Here is an 18,381-nt window from a genome sequence, read left to right on the forward strand (position 1 = left end):
TGCGCCGGCAGAGAAGGTCCTGTTAGCCGAACTTCAGAGCAATGCCCGGGGTCGGATCGCCTGCGAAGGGGGTGCCGTCGATGCGCGCGGAGTCAATGACTTCCCAACCATCCTGGTTATTGGCTGGGCCGATGAGGGCATAGTTGACGTCGCAGAGTGCCTGATGGTCTTCCTTGCGCAGCGTGGTCGGTCCTTTGACCGTATCGAACTTCAACCCTTCCAGGGCAGGGATGAGTTCTTTGCTGCTGTCCCCAGCGCCGTTCTTCATAGCTGCAGCGATGGCCAACACGACCGTGTGTGCCATGCCGATGAAGCCGTCTGGATGCTGCCCATAGCCTTTCGCGCGGAAGGTTTCGACGACCTGCTTCGCGATCGGATTGTCGCGGTACGCGCCATAGTACCAGTGGAACCCTGACCAGAAATTGGCCGGCATCCGGTTCTTCAGCGCCATCGGAGCAACGAACTCGCTTCCGGTGGTGTACATAGCCTTGAGGCGTGAGGCCAAGCCCAGCTGAGTCGCCTGCTGTAGGAAGGTTGCCTCATCGGTGCCACCGACGCCAATGACCAAGCCTTCTATGCCCTGACTGATAAGGCGCGCGATCTCGTTGCGATAATCCGTTGCGCCAAACTTGACCCAGACGGTATCCTTCAACTGGACCTCTGCATTGTGGAGCTTGCGATAGGCTTCTGGCAGGCGACTATTGTAGACTTCCACCACTGAGCGTCCGACCTGGATGTCGGGCGAAATCGACCCCCAGACGCGGACATTGGGGTAACGTTGAGCCATGAGGTGCGAGCCCGCACCGATGCGCATGGCTGAGTAGTCGGTGACTCTGAAGTAGTTGGGGCGGAAATCTTCATGCGTAAGGTTGTTTCCGTGCGCGGCAGCCGTCAACAGGACCGAGTCGAGCTCGCCCATGATGCCGCTCAATGCCAGAGCGACGCCACTGCTGTTGACGCCACCAAAGATACGCACACCGCTCGCAGCAAGCTCGCGCGCGGCCGCCACGGCTGTTTCCGGTTTGAGATCGTCGCTACGTACGACGATTTCCAGTTTGCGGCCGTTGACGCCACCGGCAGCATTGATGGCTTCAGCGGCGATTTCCATACCTCGAACATGGTTCTGCCCGAACTGGCTGTAGCCACCGACCAGACTCGTGATGCAGCCGATGCGGATCGGGGCACTCTGTGAGATGGCCGGCATCGGAAAGCCTGCCAGAGCCGATGCGCCGAGCGCTCCGCCCATGAATTCTCTTCTATTTATCTTCATTGTATCCTCCCGACTTGACGATATTGATGATTGACTTTCTGCGCTATGTTTCGCGCTTTTTTAGCTTCTTCTTCATCGCCTTCACCGCATTGCGGTGCTCCTCGGAGCGCATGGACAGCGATTCGTACGCGATGCCCGGATCCATGAGAGCATGCGCAATGCGCTTGAGTTCCAGATTGATGGTGGTTTTCGTCCACCGGATCGCCTGAGTGGCACCGTCCAGGAGCTCGCGGCAGAAGATGCCGACCCTATCGTCGAGCTCGGCATCGGGCACCGCGTGATTGATCAGCCCAATTTCTGCCGCTTTCGATGCCGTGAGCAGCGTTCCGCTCATCAGGTATTCTTTGGCGCGCGCAAAGCCGATTAGCTGTGGCCAGATGATCGCTCCACCGTCGCCTGCGACGAGGCCGACCTTGACATGGGGATCGCCGATCTTCGCCGATTCTGCAGCGAAGATCACGTCGCAGAGCAGTGCGATCGTCGCTCCCAGACCAACCGCATGACCGTTTACCTTGGCGATAATCGGCTTCTCAAGATCAAGAAGCGTAAAGACGATCCGCTTCGCATCGGCTGCCTCGCGATCAAATTCGGCCGGATTCGCGATGCACTCCTCCATCCGATCCAGGTCCCCACCGGCCGAGAAGGCGCGGCCAGCGCCGGTTAGGACGATCACGTCCGATCCCGGATCGGTCGCAGCAAAGCGTAGCGCATCGATGATTTCGATGTGCATGACCGCCCCGAATGCATTCAAAACTTCAGGTCGGTTGAGCGTGATGGTCAGCAGGCGCTCCCGACGCGCCAGCAGCAATGTTCTGTATTCGGGCAGGTGGTTCACAGTGCACTCCAACGTTTCGCCGATACGGCCGCCAAGTTCGCGTCCGCACCGGAAAGCGATGAGCGCAGCAATCGGGCGCGATACGTCCAGCGATGAAGCGGATGCTCAAGGGTTAGCCCCATCGCGCCCATAAACTGATGAAGATCATAGATGACCTTTGTCGAGGCTTCCTGCACGTAGCCCAGGGCCGCCGCTGCATCTGCCGGCCCGATTCTCTGTGCGGACTTGAGCGTCAGCCAATAGGCAGCTTCAATTTTCGTGGCAGCGCTTGCCAGACGATGCTGGAGAGCCTGAAAGCTACCCAGTGGACGCCCGAACTGATGCCTCTCCCGAACATGTGCGACGACGGCATCGAGACCACCCTTGAGCGCACCGGTCATCTCGGCTGCCAGAGCGATACGCCAACTGTCGTGCACGGCATCCGGATCGGCGTCGATCGGTTGCCAATCGAGCTCCCTGGTCTTGAGAAGGCCCATCGGATAGGCGAAGAGACTTTCGACAGGCTCGACCGCATCCGGATTCAAGATCGCCGCGCTTATTCTATCGCTACCAAGGAACAGAACTGATTTAGCCATAGGGAGGAAACGGATGGGATCTTCCGCGTGCCTCTCGATGACGGCGATCGGACGCGGCAATTCGGGAGCATATTGTGGGCGAAGAATCGATGATGCGGCGCATTCCACAGCGATCGGTAGACTTGCGACGCGGTAGGTCATGGCCGCGGCTGCAACGAGGCCGAGAGTCTCTTCGACGGCGCAATCGAAGAACCCGTTTTCCTCCATCATTGTGTCGAAGGGCGCCGACCAGTCGAAGCGCGCCCATTCGTGCGCTTGCCTCCAGCCAGCCTCTTCCGACTCCATCATCTGCTCGAGGACGGAGAGAAAAGTCGCCTGATCCTCGTTCGGATTGAACCGCATCACGTGGCCTCCCGGGGAAGATCGAGCCAATGACGGGCAATGAGGCCGAGTTGGATTTCGGCCGCGCCGGCGGCGATACCGGTCACGATGGCACGCTCATGATGCGCGAGATGGGCAGGGAAGGCCCGTCCGCTGAACGTATCTGGCAGGAAGTCCAGGCCGAAATCTGTCACAGCGTGATCGGCCTCGACGACTGCGACCCGAGCCATGCTGGCTTCGGCTCCGATCATCTCACCGCGGGCGCGCTTGTCGACCGCCCGATAGACGAGCATCCGGGCTGCCTCGCACGAGGCCAATGCCGAGCCGGCACGGGCCCGCACGACATGATCTTCGAATGCCCCACGTGCCGCGAGCTCCCGCACCATGCCGCCAAGCACGCGGACCGCAAGCTCGTAGCGCGGGATCCCCACACGCTCATTGGCAAGCGAATAGCTAATGATGGACCAAGCCTCTCCCTCCTCGCCGAGCCTGGCGGAGACCGGCACGCGGACATTCGTGAAGAACATCTCGTGGATATCGCCGTGGCCAATGAGGCTAGGGATAGCCCGGACCTCGATGCCTGGTGTCGACATAGGCACGAGGAAGATGGCGATGCCGGCCTTGCCCATCGCCTCTCCAGTCGTACGCGCGAGCAGAAAGCAGTGCTGCGCCATGGCGGCGTACGAGGTCCAGATCTTGTTTCCGTTGATGATATATGCATCGCCATCCCGCTCGGCGTGCGTGCGAAGGCTTGCAAGGTCGGAACCTGCATTCGGCTCCGAAAAGCCCTGGCACCAGATGGCCTTTCCTGCGGCCATTTCAGGGATGTAGCGCCGTTTCTGCTCCGGGGTGCCGAAACGCATGAGCGTTGGCCCGATCCAGTTTACATTCATGTATTGTGCGCCGCGGGGCTCGCCAGCGGCCCACATCTCCTCACCGAGAATGAAGTGCTCCCAGGCCGGGCGGTTCGCGCCACCCCACTCCACCGGCCAATGCGGCACGAGAAGACCCGCCTCGGCGAGTTTGGGGCAAAAATCCAGGCTGAATTCGGTTTGCTCGCGGGATCCGGGGCCGTGCCGGGAGATCTCGACCCAGTTGGGCGGCAGTTCCCGCTCCAAAAAGTTGCGTATTCGCGCGCGGTAGGTCCGATCCTCCTCGGTCCAGTCAAAGTCCATTGGCGTTTCCAAATGGCCCACAAAGTGGGACTGTTCTTGAATCTGTCGTTTTGAAAAAAGTGCAGCCCACTTTGATGGATGTCAAGAAAGTTCGGCACGAGTGCTATTGAAAAATGAGCGATTTAAGATCACTGTGTTGGCGAATACGCTATTCAAGCCCACTGCGGTGCGTCGGGCGATATCAGTTACGTCCAATGTGTTCCATATAATGAGACAGTGGGTCTCGGAGGAAACATGCGAACGACTATATTGACCGGATGCGGCGGTGGAATGGGACGCGCGATCTGTGCGGAAATGAAAAATGCGGGCGATCGCGTGGTCGGGCTTGACAAGCCAGGTACGGAAAGCGGCATTGAGCATGAGCGTCCCGATCGATTCATTCCCTGCGATCTTTCCGATATCGATGACACTCGCCGGGCTCTGGACGACCTTGCGGAAGAGGTTGGCATCGGCTGCCTTGTGAACTGTGCGGGTCTGTACGAAAAGAAGACGGTCTTCGAACTTACGTTGGAAGACTTCGATCGAGTCCTGACGGTCAACCTACGGGCACCTTTCCTTCTCAGCCAACAACTTGCCAAGCGCATGGCCGACGATGGTGGCGGTGTGATCGTCAATATTGCGTCGATCAACGGCAAACTCGGGAGCCCGATCATTCCTTATGGGACGTCCAAGGCCGGCCTCATCGGGCTGACACGTAGCCTCGCCAAAACACTTGCGCCCTACAACATTCGCGTCAATGCAATCGCACCGGGCACCATCCGCACGCCTATGGCGGCTTCTGTCGATTCGATCCAGATGGAGCGACAGATGTATAGCGTCGCGATGGGACGGGTAGGCGAGCCTCGGGAGATCGCCACCGTGGTTCGCTTCTTGGCGAGCGCAGATTCAACCTACATGACCGGCAGCATCGTCGATGTCGCCGGCGGCTGGATATCGTGAGCCAGAAATGCAGTTGGACTTCACCCAGGACGACGAGGCCTTTCGCGTGTCGGCACGCGAGTGGTTGCTGGCGAATGCCCCGCGCAAACGCGGGCCCCTGGACGGCCAGTCGGCGCGCGCCTTTGCGCAAGCATGGCTCTCCCAATGTCATAAGGACGGTTGGTCGGGGATCGGCTGGCCAAAAGAGTATGGCGGACGTGGCCTGCCGACGGAGAAGATCATCCTTTGGTACGAGGAATATGTCAGGGCGCGGGCTCCTTCAGTGCTTGACTGCACTTTTGTGTCGCTGAATCACGCCGGACCGACGCTGATCGCCTGCGGGACCGACGAGCAGAAGGCCTACCATCTGCGCCGCATCCTCGTGGGCGACTCCATATGGTGCCAGGGCTTTTCGGAGCCGGGTTCGGGCTCTGATCTCGCATCGCTGACAACCACCGGCCTCGTGGATGGCGACCATCTTGTTGTGAATGGCCAGAAGATCTGGACGAGCTATGCAGATATTGCAGATTTCCAGGAGCTTCTGATCCGGACCGAGCCTGGATCGAAGCGACACAAGGGCCTTTCCTGGGTGATCTGCGACATGAAAAGCGAAGGGATCACCGTTCGGCCGATCAAGAACATGGCGGGCGCAACGCACTTCGCCCAGGTTTTCTACGACAACGTGCGCATCCCGCTCTCGAACGTGGTCGGGATGCTGCACGACGGCTGGCGTGTAGCGATGACAACTCTTGGGTTCGAGCGCAAGACGGCGGCCATGGGACTTCAGCTTGAATTGTCGATCAAAATCGAGGACCTGATCGCTTTGGCGGAATGTCCGCCCGGCTCAGCAATCGGCAAGCAGTTGGCCGAGCTTCGGGCCGAAGCCGCCGCCCTGAGAGCCATGACCTATCGCACGCTCTTCAAGGATCCCGTCACCGCGTCCGACGGCTCGCTCATGCGACTTTACTTCGCCGAACTGTCGCAACGCATCCACCGCGCCGCCATGGACATCCTTGGAGCCGATGCTCTTACCGACAGCACTTGGACTCATGACTACCTTGAGTCCTACAGCGAGACCATCGCTGGTGGCACAGCCGAAATCCAGCGCAACATCATTGCCGAACGCATTCTCGGCCTGCCGAGGGAGCAGCCGGCGTGACCTGCGACATGAACTACAATGAAGATCAGCGTCAAATTCTCGATGCGGCCAACGCGCTCCTGAACACCAGCTATCCGCTCTCCCGCCTGCAAGAGGAAAAACCGGATGATCTGACGGCTCTGGCCGAGTTCGGAGCTTTCGCGCTGGCGTTGCCCGAGGAGCGCGGTGGGACGGGGTTCACCATCGTCGAAGAGGCCCTCGTGCACGGGCTTCTTGGCCGCCATCTGATCTCGTCGAGAGCGCTGGCCAACCCTATCGCGGCTCGCCTTGCGGCAAGGCTCGGCCGCCACGAGATCGCAGAGCAGGTGGCGGCCGGTACGCTGAGCGTCTGTGCCGCAGTACCGGCGGACGATTCGCTCCTACTGATCGATGGGGCAAAAGCCACTCTTGGGGTCGTCTTTGGCGGTCGACAGGTGATCCTGATTGCGCTTGAGGAACTGCCGAGGGAGGGAGTGCCTGGCCTCGGCCACAGTGTAGTCTTATCGCGTGTCCGCGGACCCTTGAGCATGATCGGGGAGTGCACCGACAGCTCTCTTCTCGATACTTCCGATCTGCTTGTCACAGCGCAACTCCTCGGCATTGCCGAAGCGTCGCGCGATATGGCCGTATCCTACGCCAAGGTGCGAGAACAATTCGGCCGGTCGATCGGTTCGTTCCAGGCCATCAAGCACCATTGTGCGAATATGTCGGTCGACGCCGAAGCACTTTCCGCGCTTCTCGACATGGCGGCCATCGCCGTTCGGGACGAGCGCGGCGACGCGGCCTTTCAGGTCGCCGCACTTCGTCTGCTCGCACCGAGAGTGGCATTCGCCAACGTCAGGACATGCATCCAGATCCATGGCGGCATAGGATTCTCGGCCGAAGCCGATGCGCATCACTACCTGAAGCAGGTGCATGTGTTACGCCAGCTGCTGAGTGGAAACACAATGCTCGATCTTCCAGCACCTCTTGCGCCCTATACCTCGATCAATGAAAGGAACTGACATGCGCGTCGCCCTCATCACTGGAGCCTCCAGCGGTATCGGACTTGCAACCGCTCGGGTCTTCCTCGATGCCGACATCGCCGTGGTGGGCATCGCGCGGGATCCGCAAAAGCTGGCTGCGATGAAGCGGGATCTCGCCGATCGCAACGCGCCGATTGAAACCTTCGCGCTGGATGCCACGGACGGCGAAGCTCCGCGGCGCGCGGTGGACCTTGCCATGGAGAAGTTCGGCAGGCTCGATCATCTAGTGAACAACGCAGGAATCGGCAGCCCGAAGCCGGTACACGAAACCGACGATGCGACGCTCGATTATTTTCTCGATCTGATGCTGCGCGCACCATTCCGATTCTGCCGTGAAGCATTAAAAGTCTTCGGCCCGGAAGCCACAATCGTCAACGTAAGTTCGACATACTCGATCCTTGGCGGGCTGAGGGGTGGGGCCTATTCCGCCGCCAAGGGCGGCATCAATGCCTTAACGAGCCATCTAGCCTGCCAATACGGATCGTCGGGCGTACGGGCCAACGTTGTCGCCCCTGGGGTTATCCCAACCCCGATGACCTTTCATCGGCTGGAAGATGAGGGATTCCTGCGGATGAATCTCGATATGACTCCATCCTCACGGATGGGAACGGTTGAAGACGTGGCGCAGGCGATCTTCTTCCTGTCCTCCCCAGCCTCAGGATGGATCAATGGACAGGTATTGGCGGTTGATGGCGGCTGGAGCGCGACTAAGTTCCTTACTGAAGAAGCCCTGACGGCCGAGCGCAAGATGACGTCTCCTAGCTGGACTCATTCGGGCAAGCCTCGTCCGTCTGAGAAAGAGGAGAGCTAGAACCATTTCCAATTATCTTTTGTCATGAGTTTGCCGTTTCAGACAGTGAACTCGAGCCAGCTTGCTGAAAAAGCCCTCGCTTGCCGATCGTTTTGCGGGGCTCAGATCCATCGGGCCAATGCGGCGTCCATCGTGACGACCTTGTCTGCAATTTTGCGTACCGAGGACGGTGTTCCAGAGAAGCGCGGAGCAGGCGCCGGCTGAGCGACGCCGTTAATGTCGATAAATGTCTGTCGATCGGCCATATGCGGATGCGCGGCGGCCTCGCTCAATGTCAGGACCGGCGTGACACAGGTATCGAGGACGCTAAGGAGCTGGCACCATTCATCTCTGGTCTTCAGCTTAAAGCGTTGCTCCAGGAGCGTGTGCAGCCGCTTCCAGTTCCGGACATCGTCGCGATCGGGCAGCTCGTCGCGCGCGAACCCCAGCTGCGTGCAGAGAAGATCGTAGAATTTCGGCTCGAGGGCTCCGACCGAGAGGTGCTTGCCGTCGGAGCATTCGAACGTTCGATAGAAGGGGGCGCCCCCATCCAGAAGATTCTCTGCTCGTCTTGAGGTCCATTGTCCTTGGCTCGACAGATCGGCGAACATTGCCATCAGGGATGCCGCTCCGTCGCAGATGGCGCAATCGACGACCTGACCGAGGCCGGTTTGCTGAGCAGAGATGATGCCGGCCAGGATGCCAGCCACGAGATAGAGGGATCCGCCCCCATAATCGCCGGCCAGGTTCAAGGGCGGCACGGGTCGATCCTCCGGGCCGATGGCTGCGAGAGCACCCGCAACAGAGATATAATTGATATCATGGCCAGCAATCTGGGAGAGGGGCCCCGTTTGACCCCAGCCTGTCATTCTGCCGTAGACGAGCTTGGGATTGCGCTGCAGTACAAGATCCGGACCGAGGCCGAGGCGCTCCATGACACCCGGCCGGAAACCCTCGATCAGGGCATCCGACCGTTCGATGAGCGACATCAGGTCGGTTACCTGCGATGCATCCTTCAGGTCGACAAAAAGCGTAGGGCGTCCTCTGTTGACGACGTTCCGCGAATACGGATCGCCTCCGCCGGGCCGGTCGATCCGCAGTATGTCAGCGCCCATGTCGGCAAGAAGCATCGCGGCAAACGGACCGGGCCCGATTCCGACAAATTCCAGGACTTTCAACCCCGACAGAGGGCCACTTCTCGCCTTCTCGTTTCCCGCCGACGCTCGCTCTAAATCTGCCATCTGATCAATGTGTCAGAGTTCGAGCGATGACGATGCGCTGGATGTCGCTTGTTCCTTCGTAGATCTGGCAGACGCGCACATCCCGATAGATGCGCTCTACTGGGAAGTCCTCAGTGTAGCCATAGCCGCCGAAAATCTGGATCGCATCGGAGCAGACCTTTTCCGCCATTTCGGACGCAAAAAGCTTTGCCATCGAGGCTTCCTTGAGCGCAGGCTGGCCGGCGTCCCGCAGTGAAGCTGCGTGAAGGACAAGCTGCCGGGCGGCCTCGATCCGTGTCGCCATATCGGCAAGGCGGAAAGCAATGGCCTGGTGGCCAATGAGCTTGCTGCCCATGCTTTCTCTGTCGTTGGCATAGGCAATTGCCGCTTCCAGGGCGGCGCGTGCCATTCCAACCGATTGCGCTGCGATGCCGATCCGCCCGCCCTCAAGATTCGAGAGCGCAATGCGATAGCCTTCGCCCTCGCCGCCAAGCAGGTTCTCGGCCGGGATTTCCAGGTCCTCGAATGCGATCTGCGCCGTATCAGACAAGTGCTGGCCCAGCTTCTTCTCGATGCTGACGATGCGATAGCCAGGGGTTTGGGTCGGCACGATGAAGGCTGAGATGCCGCGCTTGCCAGCATCGGGATTCGTCACGGCAAAGACAATCGCTATATCGCCGTGCTTGCCAGAGGTGATGAACTGCTTCACACCGTTCAATATCCATCCGGTGCTGGTTCTCCGTGCACGTGTGCGCAAGGCCGAAGCATCGGAGCCTGCATGAGGCTCGGTGAGGCAAAAGGCGCCAAGCCACTCCCCTCGAGCCATCGGGCGCAGAAACTTCTCTTTCTGTGCGTCGGCGCCGTAGCGCAGAAGCGGCACGCAGCCGACAGAATTGTGGACGCTCATGATGGTGGAGATCGCACCGTTTCCCGCGGCAATCTCCTCAAGAGCGATGGCATAGGCAACCGAGTCGCTCATGGCCCCGTCCCATTCCTCGGGAACGAGCATGCCCATGAGGCCGAGCGTACCCATCTCTCTGATAACATCCTTCGGGAAGTGGTGTGTTCGGTCCCATTCTGCGGAATTGGGAGCGAGCCGCTCTGCTGCGAACCGGCGCGCCATGTCGCGCACCATCTCGTGGTTCTCGTCAAGGATCATTGAGATTTTCCTTCGACTCTATCGGTTCAGATCAGCTCCAGAGCCATCGCTGTCGCTTCGCCGCCACCGATGCAAAGGGAGGCGACACCGCGGTGTAGGCCGGCAGCTTTCAGGGCGTAGAGGAGTGTGACAATCACGCGTGCGCCAGAACAGCCGATGGGATGACCTAGCGCACAGGCTCCGCCATTCACATTGATCTTGTCGTGCGGGATGTCCAGATCCCGCATGGCCGCCATGACAACCACGGCGAATGCCTCGTTGATCTCGAAGAGATCGACGTCGCTCGCCGACCAACCAACTCGATCGAGGAGCTTACGGACGGCGAAGACCGGTGCCGTGGTGAACCAAGCTGGCTCCTGCGCGTGTCCCGCATGGCCACGAATGACTGCGAGAGGCGTCATGCCCTTGGCCTCGGCTGTTGAGAGACGCGTCACCACGAGTGCCGCGGCACCATCGGAGATGGACGAAGAATTGGCTGCCGTGACCGTGCCGCCGTCGCGGAAAGCCGGACGCAACTGCGGAATCTTTTCGGGCTTGGCCCGAGAGGGCTGCTCATCGTCCGCAACGGCGCCGACAGCCACGATCTCGTTACGGAATGCACCTGCGCGCGTCGCCGTGAGAGCGCGTTCCAGCGACGCGAGTGCATAGGCGTCCTGCGCTTCACGCGTGAACTGGTAGGCCTCGGCCGTATCTTCAGCGAAGGTACCCATCGCCCGGCCCCTGTCGTAGGCGTCCTCCAGGCCGTCGAGAAACATGTGATCCAGGATGCGGCCGTGGCCGATCCGGTAGCCTCCGCGGGCCTTGTCGAGGAGATAGGGTGCATTCGTCATGCTCTCCATCCCGCCAGCGACGACGATATCGGCACTGCCCGCGGCTATCAGATCGTGAGCGAGCATCGCTGTCTTCATCCCCGACCCGCAGACCTTGTTGACGGTGCTGCAAGGAACGGAGGCGGGGAGACCCGCGCCGAGAGCCGCTTGGCGGGCAGGCGCCTGCCCGAGACCTGCCGGCAGGACGCAGCCCATCAGCACCTCGTCCACGTCATCCGGAGAAAGACCTGCACGCTCAATGGCGGCCGCTATGACTGTTGTGCCGAGCTCCGTGGCCGACTTGTCCTTGAGGGCACCCTGGAAGGCGCCGATCGGCGTGCGCGCTGCTGCGGCAATGATAATCGGATCGGTAGCTGCTGGCATGATGGAACCCCGTGGAGACCGATTGACAGTTGTTTACTCGTCAGTATACCTCTTACGCAAGAAAATAATACCGACTGGAGAATAACCTATGGCGCGAAGTTCCGCCGCCGTTGCGTCGCCTTGGTCCACTCCCGAGGAGCGGGCGCGTGAAAGGGAACAGAAGCGTGAGGCGGTTCTGGGCACCGCAGTCAGGTTCTTCAACACGAAAGGATTCCACGCGACATCGCTCGATGATGTCGCGCTGGCATTGAACGTTACCAAGCCCACGATCTATCACTACTTTGCCAGCAAGGATGAAGTGCTGTTCGAATGCGTCCGTCGCGGGCTCGAAAGTATCCGCGAATCCGCGACCACGGCGGCGGCACACGGCGGAACGGGCCGCGAACGCCTGCGTACTATGCTGCTCGACTACGCCATAGTGATGACCAAGGACTTCGGCATCTGCGTGTCGCGTACCCAGGACACGCAGCTCTCACCCGACAGCCGCACCCGGTTTCGTGCTCTGAAGCGCGAGATCGACATCATCATCCGCCACGTCATTGAGGAGGGGATCGCAGACGGCTCGATCAAGGCTGGGGATCCGCGCTTGGCCACGTTCACCGTGACCGGCGCATTGAACTGGATCGCCCACTGGTACGATCCGGAAGGCAGGATGTCGGCTCAAGACGTCGCAGAGGGCACGGTTGCCATGCTTTTGACGGGGCTTTCTCCGGGCGGGAAGGATTAATCATGTCAATTCCGGATGCATTCGGCCGATTGCGGCTGCCTGCGGTGGCGGCGCCTATGTTTCTGACCTCAGGCCCGGATCTGGTGGTCGAGGTTTGCCGTTCCGGAGTGGTCGGCACCTTCCCGGCTCTCAATCAGCGCACCACGGCTGGGTTTGTGGATTGGTTGGATGAGATCGGGGCGCGTCTCGAACCGTATCCAGAGGCGGCGCCCTTCGGCGTCAATCTCATCGTTCATCGTTCCAATCCCCGCCTGGAAGCCGACCTCGAACAGGTCGTCGTTCACAAGGTGCCGCTGGTTATCACTTCGCTCGGCGCAAGGCCGGACGTCGTAAGAGCGGTGCATTCCTACGGGGGACTGGTTTTTCACGACGTGATCAGCCGCCGTCACGCCGAGAAGGCAGCGGAGGCAGGCGTCGATGGCATTGTTGCTGTCTGCGCGGGTGCGGGGGGCCATGCGGGCACGCTCAGTCCCTTCGGACTTATTCCGGAGATTCGCTCGTTCTTCGACGGAACGATTCTGCTGTCCGGTGCGATCAGTACTGGCGCACAGATCGCCGCCGCTCGGATCATGGGGGCGGACATGGCCTATATGGGCACCCGCTTTCTCGTCACGAAGGAGGCGCTGGTCAGCGCGACGCAGAAGGACATGACGGTGGTGGCGCGCTCGTCGGATATTCTCTACACGCCGGCGATTTCCGGCGTGGCGGCCAATTTCCTTCGACCAAGCATCGTGGCGGCCGGTCTCGATCCGGACAATCTCACCATTCACGGCGCGCTCGACATGCAGAACGAGGCCAAGGCCTGGAAGACCGTATGGTCGGCAGGACATGGCGTAGCGGCAATCGACGATCTGCCGGGAGCTGCAGAGCTCTGCGATCGACTCGTGACGGAATATGCCGTGGCCATGGCGGCTGCTGCGAGCGATCCCTATTCAATTCGGACGGTTCGGCTATGAATGCACCCATTCTTGTAGAAAGCGCCGATGGCATCGCGCGGCTCACGTTCAACAGGCCCGAGCGGCTGAACGCGATCGACGTGGAAATGGCTGAAGCCTTCGCGTCCGCCGTTGAAACGGTACTCCGGGACTCGGCCATCCGCGTGATCCTTTTGACCGCCAAAGGCCGCGCTTTCGTGGCCGGCGGGGACCTCGCGAGCTTTCGAAGCGCCGCCGACAAGGTCGCGATGGCCGATGCGATCATCGGACCGATGCACAAAGGACTAAAGCGCTTGGCCGAGGCGCCCGCCATCGTTCTGTGCGCTGCGCACGGAGCCATTGCAGGCGCCGGCATGTCGATCCTCTCCTTCGTCGATCTTGCCATCGTGGCCGAGGATGCGACCTTCAACATGGCTTATGCGCGCGTTGGGGTCCCGCCCGATTGCGGCGGATCATGGGCCCTGCCGCGAATCGTCGGGTTGCGTCGTGCGCTTGAACTCGCTCTCCTGGCAGAGACCATCGATGCGGCTGAAGCACTGAGGCTTGGCCTCGTCAACCGGGTGGTGCCTCGCCCGCTCCTGGAGGAAGAGGCCCTGAAGACCGCCACGCGGCTTGCAAAAGCGGCCCCTGCTGCCATGGCGAGGACCAAAATGCTGATGCGTGGCGCTTTCACGACCGCCGTCGATGAGCATCTCGATGCCGAACGGAGCGGCTTTGCCAGTTGCGCGGCGACCGAGGATTTCATCGAGGCGTTGGATGCCTTCTTCGGTAAGCGCAGTCCCCGATTTACCGGCCGCTGAGGCCAGACCAGAGGATCGATAGGCGATGGCAAAGCAAGCCTATATCGCGGGCTATGTCCGCTCTCCCTTCACCTTCGCTCGCAAGGGCGCGCTGGCCTGCGTTCGACCGGACGATCTGGGTGCACATGTGATCCGGTCGCTCCTGCAGCACACCGGCGTTCCTGGCGATGAAATCGAGGATGTCGTATGGGGCTGCGCCTTTCCGGAAGGGGAGCAGGGGATCAATATCGGCCGCGTCGTCGGACTTCTGGCGGGACTGCCGGAGAGCGTAGCGGGTGCTACGATCAACCGCTGGTGCGGCTCGTCGATCCAGGCCGTGCAGATGGCGGCTGGCATGCTGGCAATGAATGCGGGCGACGCCTTCATCGCCGGCGGGACGGAAAGCATGTCGCGCGTGCCGATGATGGGTTTCAACCTGCTGCCGCATCCGAGTTGGAGCAGGCAGACGATCGACGACTACGTCAATGTCGGATTGACGGCTGAGCGTGTCGCGCGGGAATGCAACGTAACCCGCCAGGATCAGGACGGGTTTGCCCATGCAAGCCACTCCAAGGCGCTCGCCGCACAGGCGGATGGACGGCTCGCGGCTGAAATCGCTCCATATGAGACCGAAGTAGGAATCGTCGCGAATGACGGCTGCATTCGCGATACGAGTTTGGAGAAGCTCGCGGAGCTCAAGACTGTTTTCCTGAAAGACGGAACTGTGACGGCGGCCTCATCCTCTCCAATGACCGATGGAGCAACGGCGGTATTGGTATGCAGCGAGGACTTCATAAAGCGCCACGGGCTCGTGCCGCTGGCGCGCGTGCAGAGCTTTGCAGTCTCCGGTTGCGCACCCGGGATCATGGGTCTCGGGCCCATCGAGGCGTCTCGTAAGGCGATGAAACGGGCAGGGGTAACGATCGAGGATATTGATATCGTCGAGATGAACGAGGCCTTTGCGGCTCAGGCCGAAGCATGTCGTCGCGCGCTCGAGATCGATCCGGTCAAACTGAACGTCGATGGCGGAGCCATTGCCCTCGGGCATCCGCTCGGCGCGACGGGCACCCGGCTCGTGGGCAAGGCCGCGACACTTCTCAAGCGTGAACGCAAGCGCCGGGCGCTGGCGACTCAGTGTATCGGCGGCGGCATGGGCATCGCGATGATCCTGGAGGCCGCATGAACGCTCCCGCTCGCATCTCGTTTCCGCAGGCCCTCGGCATGGAAACCTCAGGCATCCGCCGTGTCGCCGTCATCGGCGCGGGCTCGATGGGCTCAGGCATTGCGGCTCAATTTGCGAATGCCGGAATTCTCGTCGATCTGCTGGACGTCCCCGGCCATGAGAATCGCAACGGTCCGGCCGAAGGCGGTGTCGCTCGGCAGGTCAAGGCCGGTGGTTTCATGGGAGCGGAATGCCCGACCCTAGTTCGGACCGGCAATGTGTCGGATCATTTGCATCGCTTGGCCGAAGCCGACTGGATTGTCGAGGCCGTGATCGAGGATCTGGCGATCAAACGTGATCTTTACCGCCGGATCGAGACGATTCGCCGCCCGGGCACCATCGTTTCTTCGAACACCTCGACCATTCCCCGGGCAGAGCTGGTGGAGGGGCTCCGTGACGATTTCGCGCGAGATTTCATTATCACGCACTTTTTCAACCCGCCGCGCGTGATGCAGCTGGTTGAGATCGTCTCAGCTCCTGAGAACCGAGCCGATCTCGTGAAACGGGCCGTCACCGCGTCGGAAGCCGTCCTGGGCAAAACCGTCGTCATGTGCCGGGACACGCCAGGCTTCATTGCCAACCGAATTGGCTGTTACTGGATCGCTGTCGGCATCTGCGAGGCAATGCGCCTCGGGTTGTCGGTTGAGGAGGCAGACGCGGTCAATGCCGCTTTCGGCATTCCGCGCACCGGTGTCTTCGGTCTCCTCGATCTCATCGGCATCGATCTTGTGCCGCATGTCTGGGGAAGTCTCATGAGGATGCTGCCGGTCACAGATGATATCCATACCTTCGATCTGCCCGCCAACCCTTTAGTCCGGACGATGATCGCTGGTGGTCGCCACGGTCGCAAGACAAGTCAGGGCTTTTACCGGAAGACAAAAGATGGATCCCGGGAAGTGTTGGATCTGACGAGCAGCACTTATCGGCCGGAAGCGTCCGTTGCGCGCGATGCTCTCCCGGGTGGCGGCGACTTGGCGGCTCTCCTTGCGGATGACGGTAAACTCGGCACCTATGCGTTTTCCGTTCTGTCGCACGTCGTCGCCTATGCCGCGCAGCATGGGTCCGAGCTCGCCGCCGACGTCGCTGCCATCGATACGGCCATTGCCCTTGGTTACTCGTGGCGCGAGGGTCCGTTCCGGCTCGCAGACAGAGCCGGCATCAACACCCTTGTCAAACGGATGGCAGCGGCGGGCAAGCCGGTTCCGCCGCTCCTTACCGGTATTGAAGCGCAAAATGGATTCTATGATCGCGGGCCACTTTTGACGACCGGGGCCGGCCGGGCCTCGCTCAAGGCACCTAGTCTCCTCTCGGAAGCGGCAGTGATTGCAGGTAACACCGGGGCACGGCTGCGTGACATCGGAGATGGCGTCGCCTGCTTCGAAGTGACGACGAAAATGGGGACTCTTGGGCCAGATGCTTTCGACATGCTCGAGGACACGCTTGCCCGGGCAGGTCAGGACTATCAAGCACTGGTCATCGGCAACGAGGACGCACGCGCCTTTTCCGCAGGAGCCGACCTCTCATTCATTCTAAGGCTGATCGATGGCGACGGCCTCGAAGCCCTGAGGTCCTACATAGGGCGTGGCCAGGAACTTTTTCTGGCCATGAAATATCTCCCTGTGCCCGTAATTGCGGCAGCCCATGGGTTTGCTTTGGGAGGTGGCTGCGAGTTGATGCTCCATGCGGATGCGATCGTCGCCCATGCGGAGCTGAATGCTGGTTTGCCGGAGATGAAGGTCGGCCTTATTCCTGCATGGGGCGGATGCACGCAGCTTCTCCTTCGCGCGCAGGAAGGAGAGAGTGCGAAGGGGCCGGTCGCCTCTGCCACCAGGGCTTTCGAGACGATTCAGTCTGCTGGAATGTCAGGCTCGGCGCTTCAGGCCCGGGAAATGGGGCTTCTGCGGAATACCGACGGAATCGTGATGCACCGCTCGCACCTCATTCCCGCTGCGAAGAGCCGGGCGCTTGCAATGGTCGAGGAGGGCTACAGCCCGCCTGAACGGGCGCTTCTGACGGCTGCAGGCCCGTCAGGGCGGCTTGGTCTCCTGGCACCGGTCTCCGCTGCGGTCCAGGCTGGCCGGCTAAGCGCGACCGACGATGTCATTGCCGGCATGCTGGCCTCGGTGCTCGTTGGCGGATCCGGAGGAGATCCGACCCGACTGATGACGGAAGCTGACGTAATGCGTCTTGAGCGGGAGACGCTGGTCGCATTGGCCAAGATGCCGACAACGCGTGTGCGCATGGAGCATATGCGGAAGACTGGCAAACCGTTGAAGGATTGATTGTCTCAGTAGCGATCCTTCAGGCATCAAATCATGAATCAAAACGGACGAGTAGGTAGTCTCCGATGAAGCTTCTTGTGTGTGTGAAGCGGGTTGTCGATTTCAATGTGAAGATCCGTGTGAAGGGGGACGGGTCGGGTGTCGAGCTGGCGAACGTCAAGATGTCGATGAACCCATTCGACGAGATTGCGGTCGAGGAAGCCCTCCGCCTCAAAGAGCAGGGCAAGGCGACCGAAGTGGTGGCGGTGTCGATCGGCCCGCAACAGGCCGCCGAGACGATCCGCACGGCACTCGCCATGGGCGCCGACCGCGGCCTTCTGGTGAAGACCGATGCGAGCGTCGAGCCGCTGGCCGTGGCCAAGATCCTCAAGGCGGTGATCGCGCAGGAAAAGCCCGATCTCGTGATCCTGGGCAAGCAGGCCATCGACGACGATGCCAACCAGACCGGCCAGATGCTCGCGGCGCTCTTGGGCTGGCCGCAAGGCACCTTCGCCTTCAAGGTGGCCGTGGACGGCAACACTCTCGAGGTCACCCGCGAGGTCGATGGTGGCCTGCAGACCGTCGCGCTGACCCTGCCGGCGATCGTCACCACGGACCTGCGCCTCAACGAGCCGCGCTATGCCAGCCTGCCCAACATCATGAAGGCCAAGAAGAAGCCGCTCGACGAGACCTCGCCTGAGGCGCTCGGCGTCGATGTCGCGCCGCGCCTGAAGGTGCTCAAAACGGCCGAGCCCGGCGGGCGCAAGGCCGGCGTCAAGGTGGCCTCCGTCACCGAGCTGGTCGCCAAGCTGAAGACCGAAGCCGGCGTGCTCTAAGG

At 60.9% G+C, this 18,381-nt stretch carries 17 protein-coding genes; 10 read left to right on the top strand and 7 right to left on the bottom strand.

The window, feature by feature from the left end:
• Positions 1–22 precede the first annotated feature (22 nt).
• From K9B37_RS19640 to K9B37_RS19655, 4 genes are read right to left on the bottom strand one after another with little or no spacing between them, the layout of a single operon-like run.
• Complete coding sequence (locus tag K9B37_RS19640; protein ID WP_224315225.1) at positions 23–1,270, bottom strand: ABC transporter substrate-binding protein; 1,248 nt, start codon at positions 1,268–1,270, stop codon at positions 23–25.
• A gap of 43 nt (positions 1,271–1,313) precedes the next feature.
• Positions 1,314–2,105: an enoyl-CoA hydratase/isomerase family protein gene (locus K9B37_RS19645; RefSeq protein ID WP_224315226.1), complete on the bottom strand. Its 792-nt coding sequence runs from the start codon at positions 2,103–2,105 to the stop codon at positions 1,314–1,316.
• Positions 2,102–3,022, bottom strand: a complete 921-nt coding sequence (locus K9B37_RS19650; RefSeq protein ID WP_224315227.1) for an acyl-CoA dehydrogenase family protein — start codon at positions 3,020–3,022, stop codon at positions 2,102–2,104. The genes K9B37_RS19645 and K9B37_RS19650 overlap by 4 nt, the downstream gene beginning before the upstream one ends.
• On the bottom strand, positions 3,022–4,176 hold the full coding sequence (locus tag K9B37_RS19655) for an acyl-CoA dehydrogenase family protein (protein WP_224315228.1): 1,155 nt from the start codon (positions 4,174–4,176) through the stop codon (positions 3,022–3,024). The genes K9B37_RS19650 and K9B37_RS19655 overlap by 1 nt, the downstream gene beginning before the upstream one ends.
• 234 nt (positions 4,177–4,410) lie before the next feature.
• Between K9B37_RS19655 and K9B37_RS19660 the strand changes: the two genes are divergently transcribed.
• Genes K9B37_RS19660 through K9B37_RS19675 form a run of 4 tightly spaced genes read left to right on the top strand, consistent with a single transcriptional unit; the run spans position 4,411 to position 8,068 of the window.
• Positions 4,411–5,115, top strand: coding sequence for an SDR family NAD(P)-dependent oxidoreductase (locus K9B37_RS19660; RefSeq protein WP_224315229.1), 705 nt, complete (start codon positions 4,411–4,413; stop codon positions 5,113–5,115).
• A 7-nt stretch (positions 5,116–5,122) separates the two neighbouring features.
• Positions 5,123–6,253: an acyl-CoA dehydrogenase family protein gene (locus K9B37_RS19665; protein WP_224315230.1), complete on the top strand. Its 1,131-nt coding sequence runs from the start codon at positions 5,123–5,125 to the stop codon at positions 6,251–6,253.
• Positions 6,254–6,261: 8 nt separating this feature from the next.
• Complete coding sequence (locus K9B37_RS19670) at positions 6,262–7,236, top strand: acyl-CoA dehydrogenase family protein (protein ID WP_224315231.1); 975 nt, start codon at positions 6,262–6,264, stop codon at positions 7,234–7,236.
• Position 7,237: 1 nt separating this feature from the next.
• On the top strand, positions 7,238–8,068 hold the full coding sequence (locus tag K9B37_RS19675; RefSeq protein WP_224315232.1) for an SDR family NAD(P)-dependent oxidoreductase: 831 nt from the start codon (positions 7,238–7,240) through the stop codon (positions 8,066–8,068).
• Between the two features lie 101 nt (positions 8,069–8,169).
• Here the strand turns inward: K9B37_RS19675 and K9B37_RS19680 are convergent, their stop codons facing one another.
• Genes K9B37_RS19680 through K9B37_RS19690 form a run of 3 tightly spaced genes read right to left on the bottom strand, consistent with a single transcriptional unit; the run spans position 8,170 to position 11,619 of the window.
• Entirely contained in the window at positions 8,170–9,288 is a 1,119-nt protein-coding gene (locus tag K9B37_RS19680) for a CaiB/BaiF CoA transferase family protein (RefSeq protein WP_224315233.1), read from the bottom strand.
• 4 nt (positions 9,289–9,292) lie between these two features.
• Positions 9,293–10,426 carry an acyl-CoA dehydrogenase family protein gene (locus K9B37_RS19685; protein WP_224315234.1) on the bottom strand — a complete coding sequence of 378 codons (1,134 nt, stop codon included), beginning with the start codon at positions 10,424–10,426 and terminating at the stop codon, positions 9,293–9,295.
• 26 nt (positions 10,427–10,452) lie between these two features.
• Complete coding sequence (locus K9B37_RS19690; RefSeq protein ID WP_224315235.1) at positions 10,453–11,619, bottom strand: acetyl-CoA C-acyltransferase; 1,167 nt, start codon at positions 11,617–11,619, stop codon at positions 10,453–10,455.
• Between the two features lie 88 nt (positions 11,620–11,707).
• Between K9B37_RS19690 and K9B37_RS19695 the strand changes: the two genes are divergently transcribed.
• The 6 genes from K9B37_RS19695 (at position 11,708) to K9B37_RS19720 (ending at position 18,379) form a co-directional block, all read left to right on the top strand.
• Positions 11,708–12,346 (top strand): TetR/AcrR family transcriptional regulator, encoded by a 639-nt coding sequence (locus K9B37_RS19695; protein WP_224315236.1) that lies wholly within the window; start codon positions 11,708–11,710, stop codon positions 12,344–12,346.
• 2 nt (positions 12,347–12,348) lie between these two features.
• Positions 12,349–13,302: an NAD(P)H-dependent flavin oxidoreductase gene (locus K9B37_RS19700; RefSeq protein WP_224315237.1), complete on the top strand. Its 954-nt coding sequence runs from the start codon at positions 12,349–12,351 to the stop codon at positions 13,300–13,302.
• Complete coding sequence (locus tag K9B37_RS19705; RefSeq protein ID WP_224315238.1) at positions 13,299–14,081, top strand: enoyl-CoA hydratase/isomerase family protein; 783 nt, start codon at positions 13,299–13,301, stop codon at positions 14,079–14,081. The genes K9B37_RS19700 and K9B37_RS19705 overlap by 4 nt, the downstream gene beginning before the upstream one ends.
• A 25-nt stretch (positions 14,082–14,106) precedes the next feature.
• The gene (locus K9B37_RS19710; RefSeq protein WP_224315239.1) at positions 14,107–15,243 is read left to right on the top strand and encodes a thiolase family protein; all 1,137 of its coding nucleotides are present in this window, start codon (positions 14,107–14,109) and stop codon (positions 15,241–15,243) included.
• A complete protein-coding gene (locus K9B37_RS19715; protein WP_224315240.1) occupies positions 15,240–17,564 on the top strand; it encodes a 3-hydroxyacyl-CoA dehydrogenase/enoyl-CoA hydratase family protein in 2,325 nt (774 codons plus the stop codon). The genes K9B37_RS19710 and K9B37_RS19715 overlap by 4 nt, the downstream gene beginning before the upstream one ends.
• 65 nt (positions 17,565–17,629) lie before the next feature.
• A complete protein-coding gene (locus K9B37_RS19720) occupies positions 17,630–18,379 on the top strand; it encodes an electron transfer flavoprotein subunit beta/FixA family protein (protein WP_224315241.1) in 750 nt (249 codons plus the stop codon).
• The last annotated feature ends 2 nt before the right edge of the window (positions 18,380–18,381 follow it).

The sequence above is a fragment of the Microvirga puerhi genome, from assembly GCF_020089865.1.
Taxonomy (GTDB): domain Bacteria; phylum Pseudomonadota; class Alphaproteobacteria; order Rhizobiales; family Beijerinckiaceae; genus Microvirga; species Microvirga puerhi.

What these genes read in the sequence shown, in the direction of transcription:
- K9B37_RS19640 (WP_224315225.1), bottom strand. Translation starts at nt 1,270, where the DNA reads ATGAAGATAAATAGAAGAGAATTCATGGGCGGAGCGCTCGGCGCATCG.
- K9B37_RS19650 (WP_224315227.1), bottom strand. Translation starts at nt 3,022, where the DNA reads ATGCGGTTCAATCCGAACGAGGATCAGGCGACTTTTCTCTCCGTCCTC.
- K9B37_RS19655 (WP_224315228.1), bottom strand. Translation starts at nt 4,176, where the DNA reads ATGGACTTTGACTGGACCGAGGAGGATCGGACCTACCGCGCGCGAATA.
- K9B37_RS19660 (WP_224315229.1), top strand. Translation starts at nt 4,411, where the DNA reads ATGCGAACGACTATATTGACCGGATGCGGCGGTGGAATGGGACGCGCG.
- K9B37_RS19665 (WP_224315230.1), top strand. Translation starts at nt 5,123, where the DNA reads ATGCAGTTGGACTTCACCCAGGACGACGAGGCCTTTCGCGTGTCGGCA.
- K9B37_RS19670 (WP_224315231.1), top strand. Translation starts at nt 6,262, where the DNA reads ATGAACTACAATGAAGATCAGCGTCAAATTCTCGATGCGGCCAACGCG.
- K9B37_RS19675 (WP_224315232.1), top strand. Translation starts at nt 7,238, where the DNA reads ATGCGCGTCGCCCTCATCACTGGAGCCTCCAGCGGTATCGGACTTGCA.
- K9B37_RS19680 (WP_224315233.1), bottom strand. Translation starts at nt 9,288, where the DNA reads ATGGCAGATTTAGAGCGAGCGTCGGCGGGAAACGAGAAGGCGAGAAGT.
- K9B37_RS19685 (WP_224315234.1), bottom strand. Translation starts at nt 10,426, where the DNA reads ATGATCCTTGACGAGAACCACGAGATGGTGCGCGACATGGCGCGCCGG.
- K9B37_RS19690 (WP_224315235.1), bottom strand. Translation starts at nt 11,619, where the DNA reads ATGCCAGCAGCTACCGATCCGATTATCATTGCCGCAGCAGCGCGCACG.
- K9B37_RS19695 (WP_224315236.1), top strand. Translation starts at nt 11,708, where the DNA reads ATGGCGCGAAGTTCCGCCGCCGTTGCGTCGCCTTGGTCCACTCCCGAG.
- K9B37_RS19700 (WP_224315237.1), top strand. Translation starts at nt 12,349, where the DNA reads ATGTCAATTCCGGATGCATTCGGCCGATTGCGGCTGCCTGCGGTGGCG.
- K9B37_RS19705 (WP_224315238.1), top strand. Translation starts at nt 13,299, where the DNA reads ATGAATGCACCCATTCTTGTAGAAAGCGCCGATGGCATCGCGCGGCTC.
- K9B37_RS19710 (WP_224315239.1), top strand. Translation starts at nt 14,107, where the DNA reads ATGGCAAAGCAAGCCTATATCGCGGGCTATGTCCGCTCTCCCTTCACC.
- K9B37_RS19715 (WP_224315240.1), top strand. Translation starts at nt 15,240, where the DNA reads ATGAACGCTCCCGCTCGCATCTCGTTTCCGCAGGCCCTCGGCATGGAA.
- K9B37_RS19720 (WP_224315241.1), top strand. Translation starts at nt 17,630, where the DNA reads ATGAAGCTTCTTGTGTGTGTGAAGCGGGTTGTCGATTTCAATGTGAAG.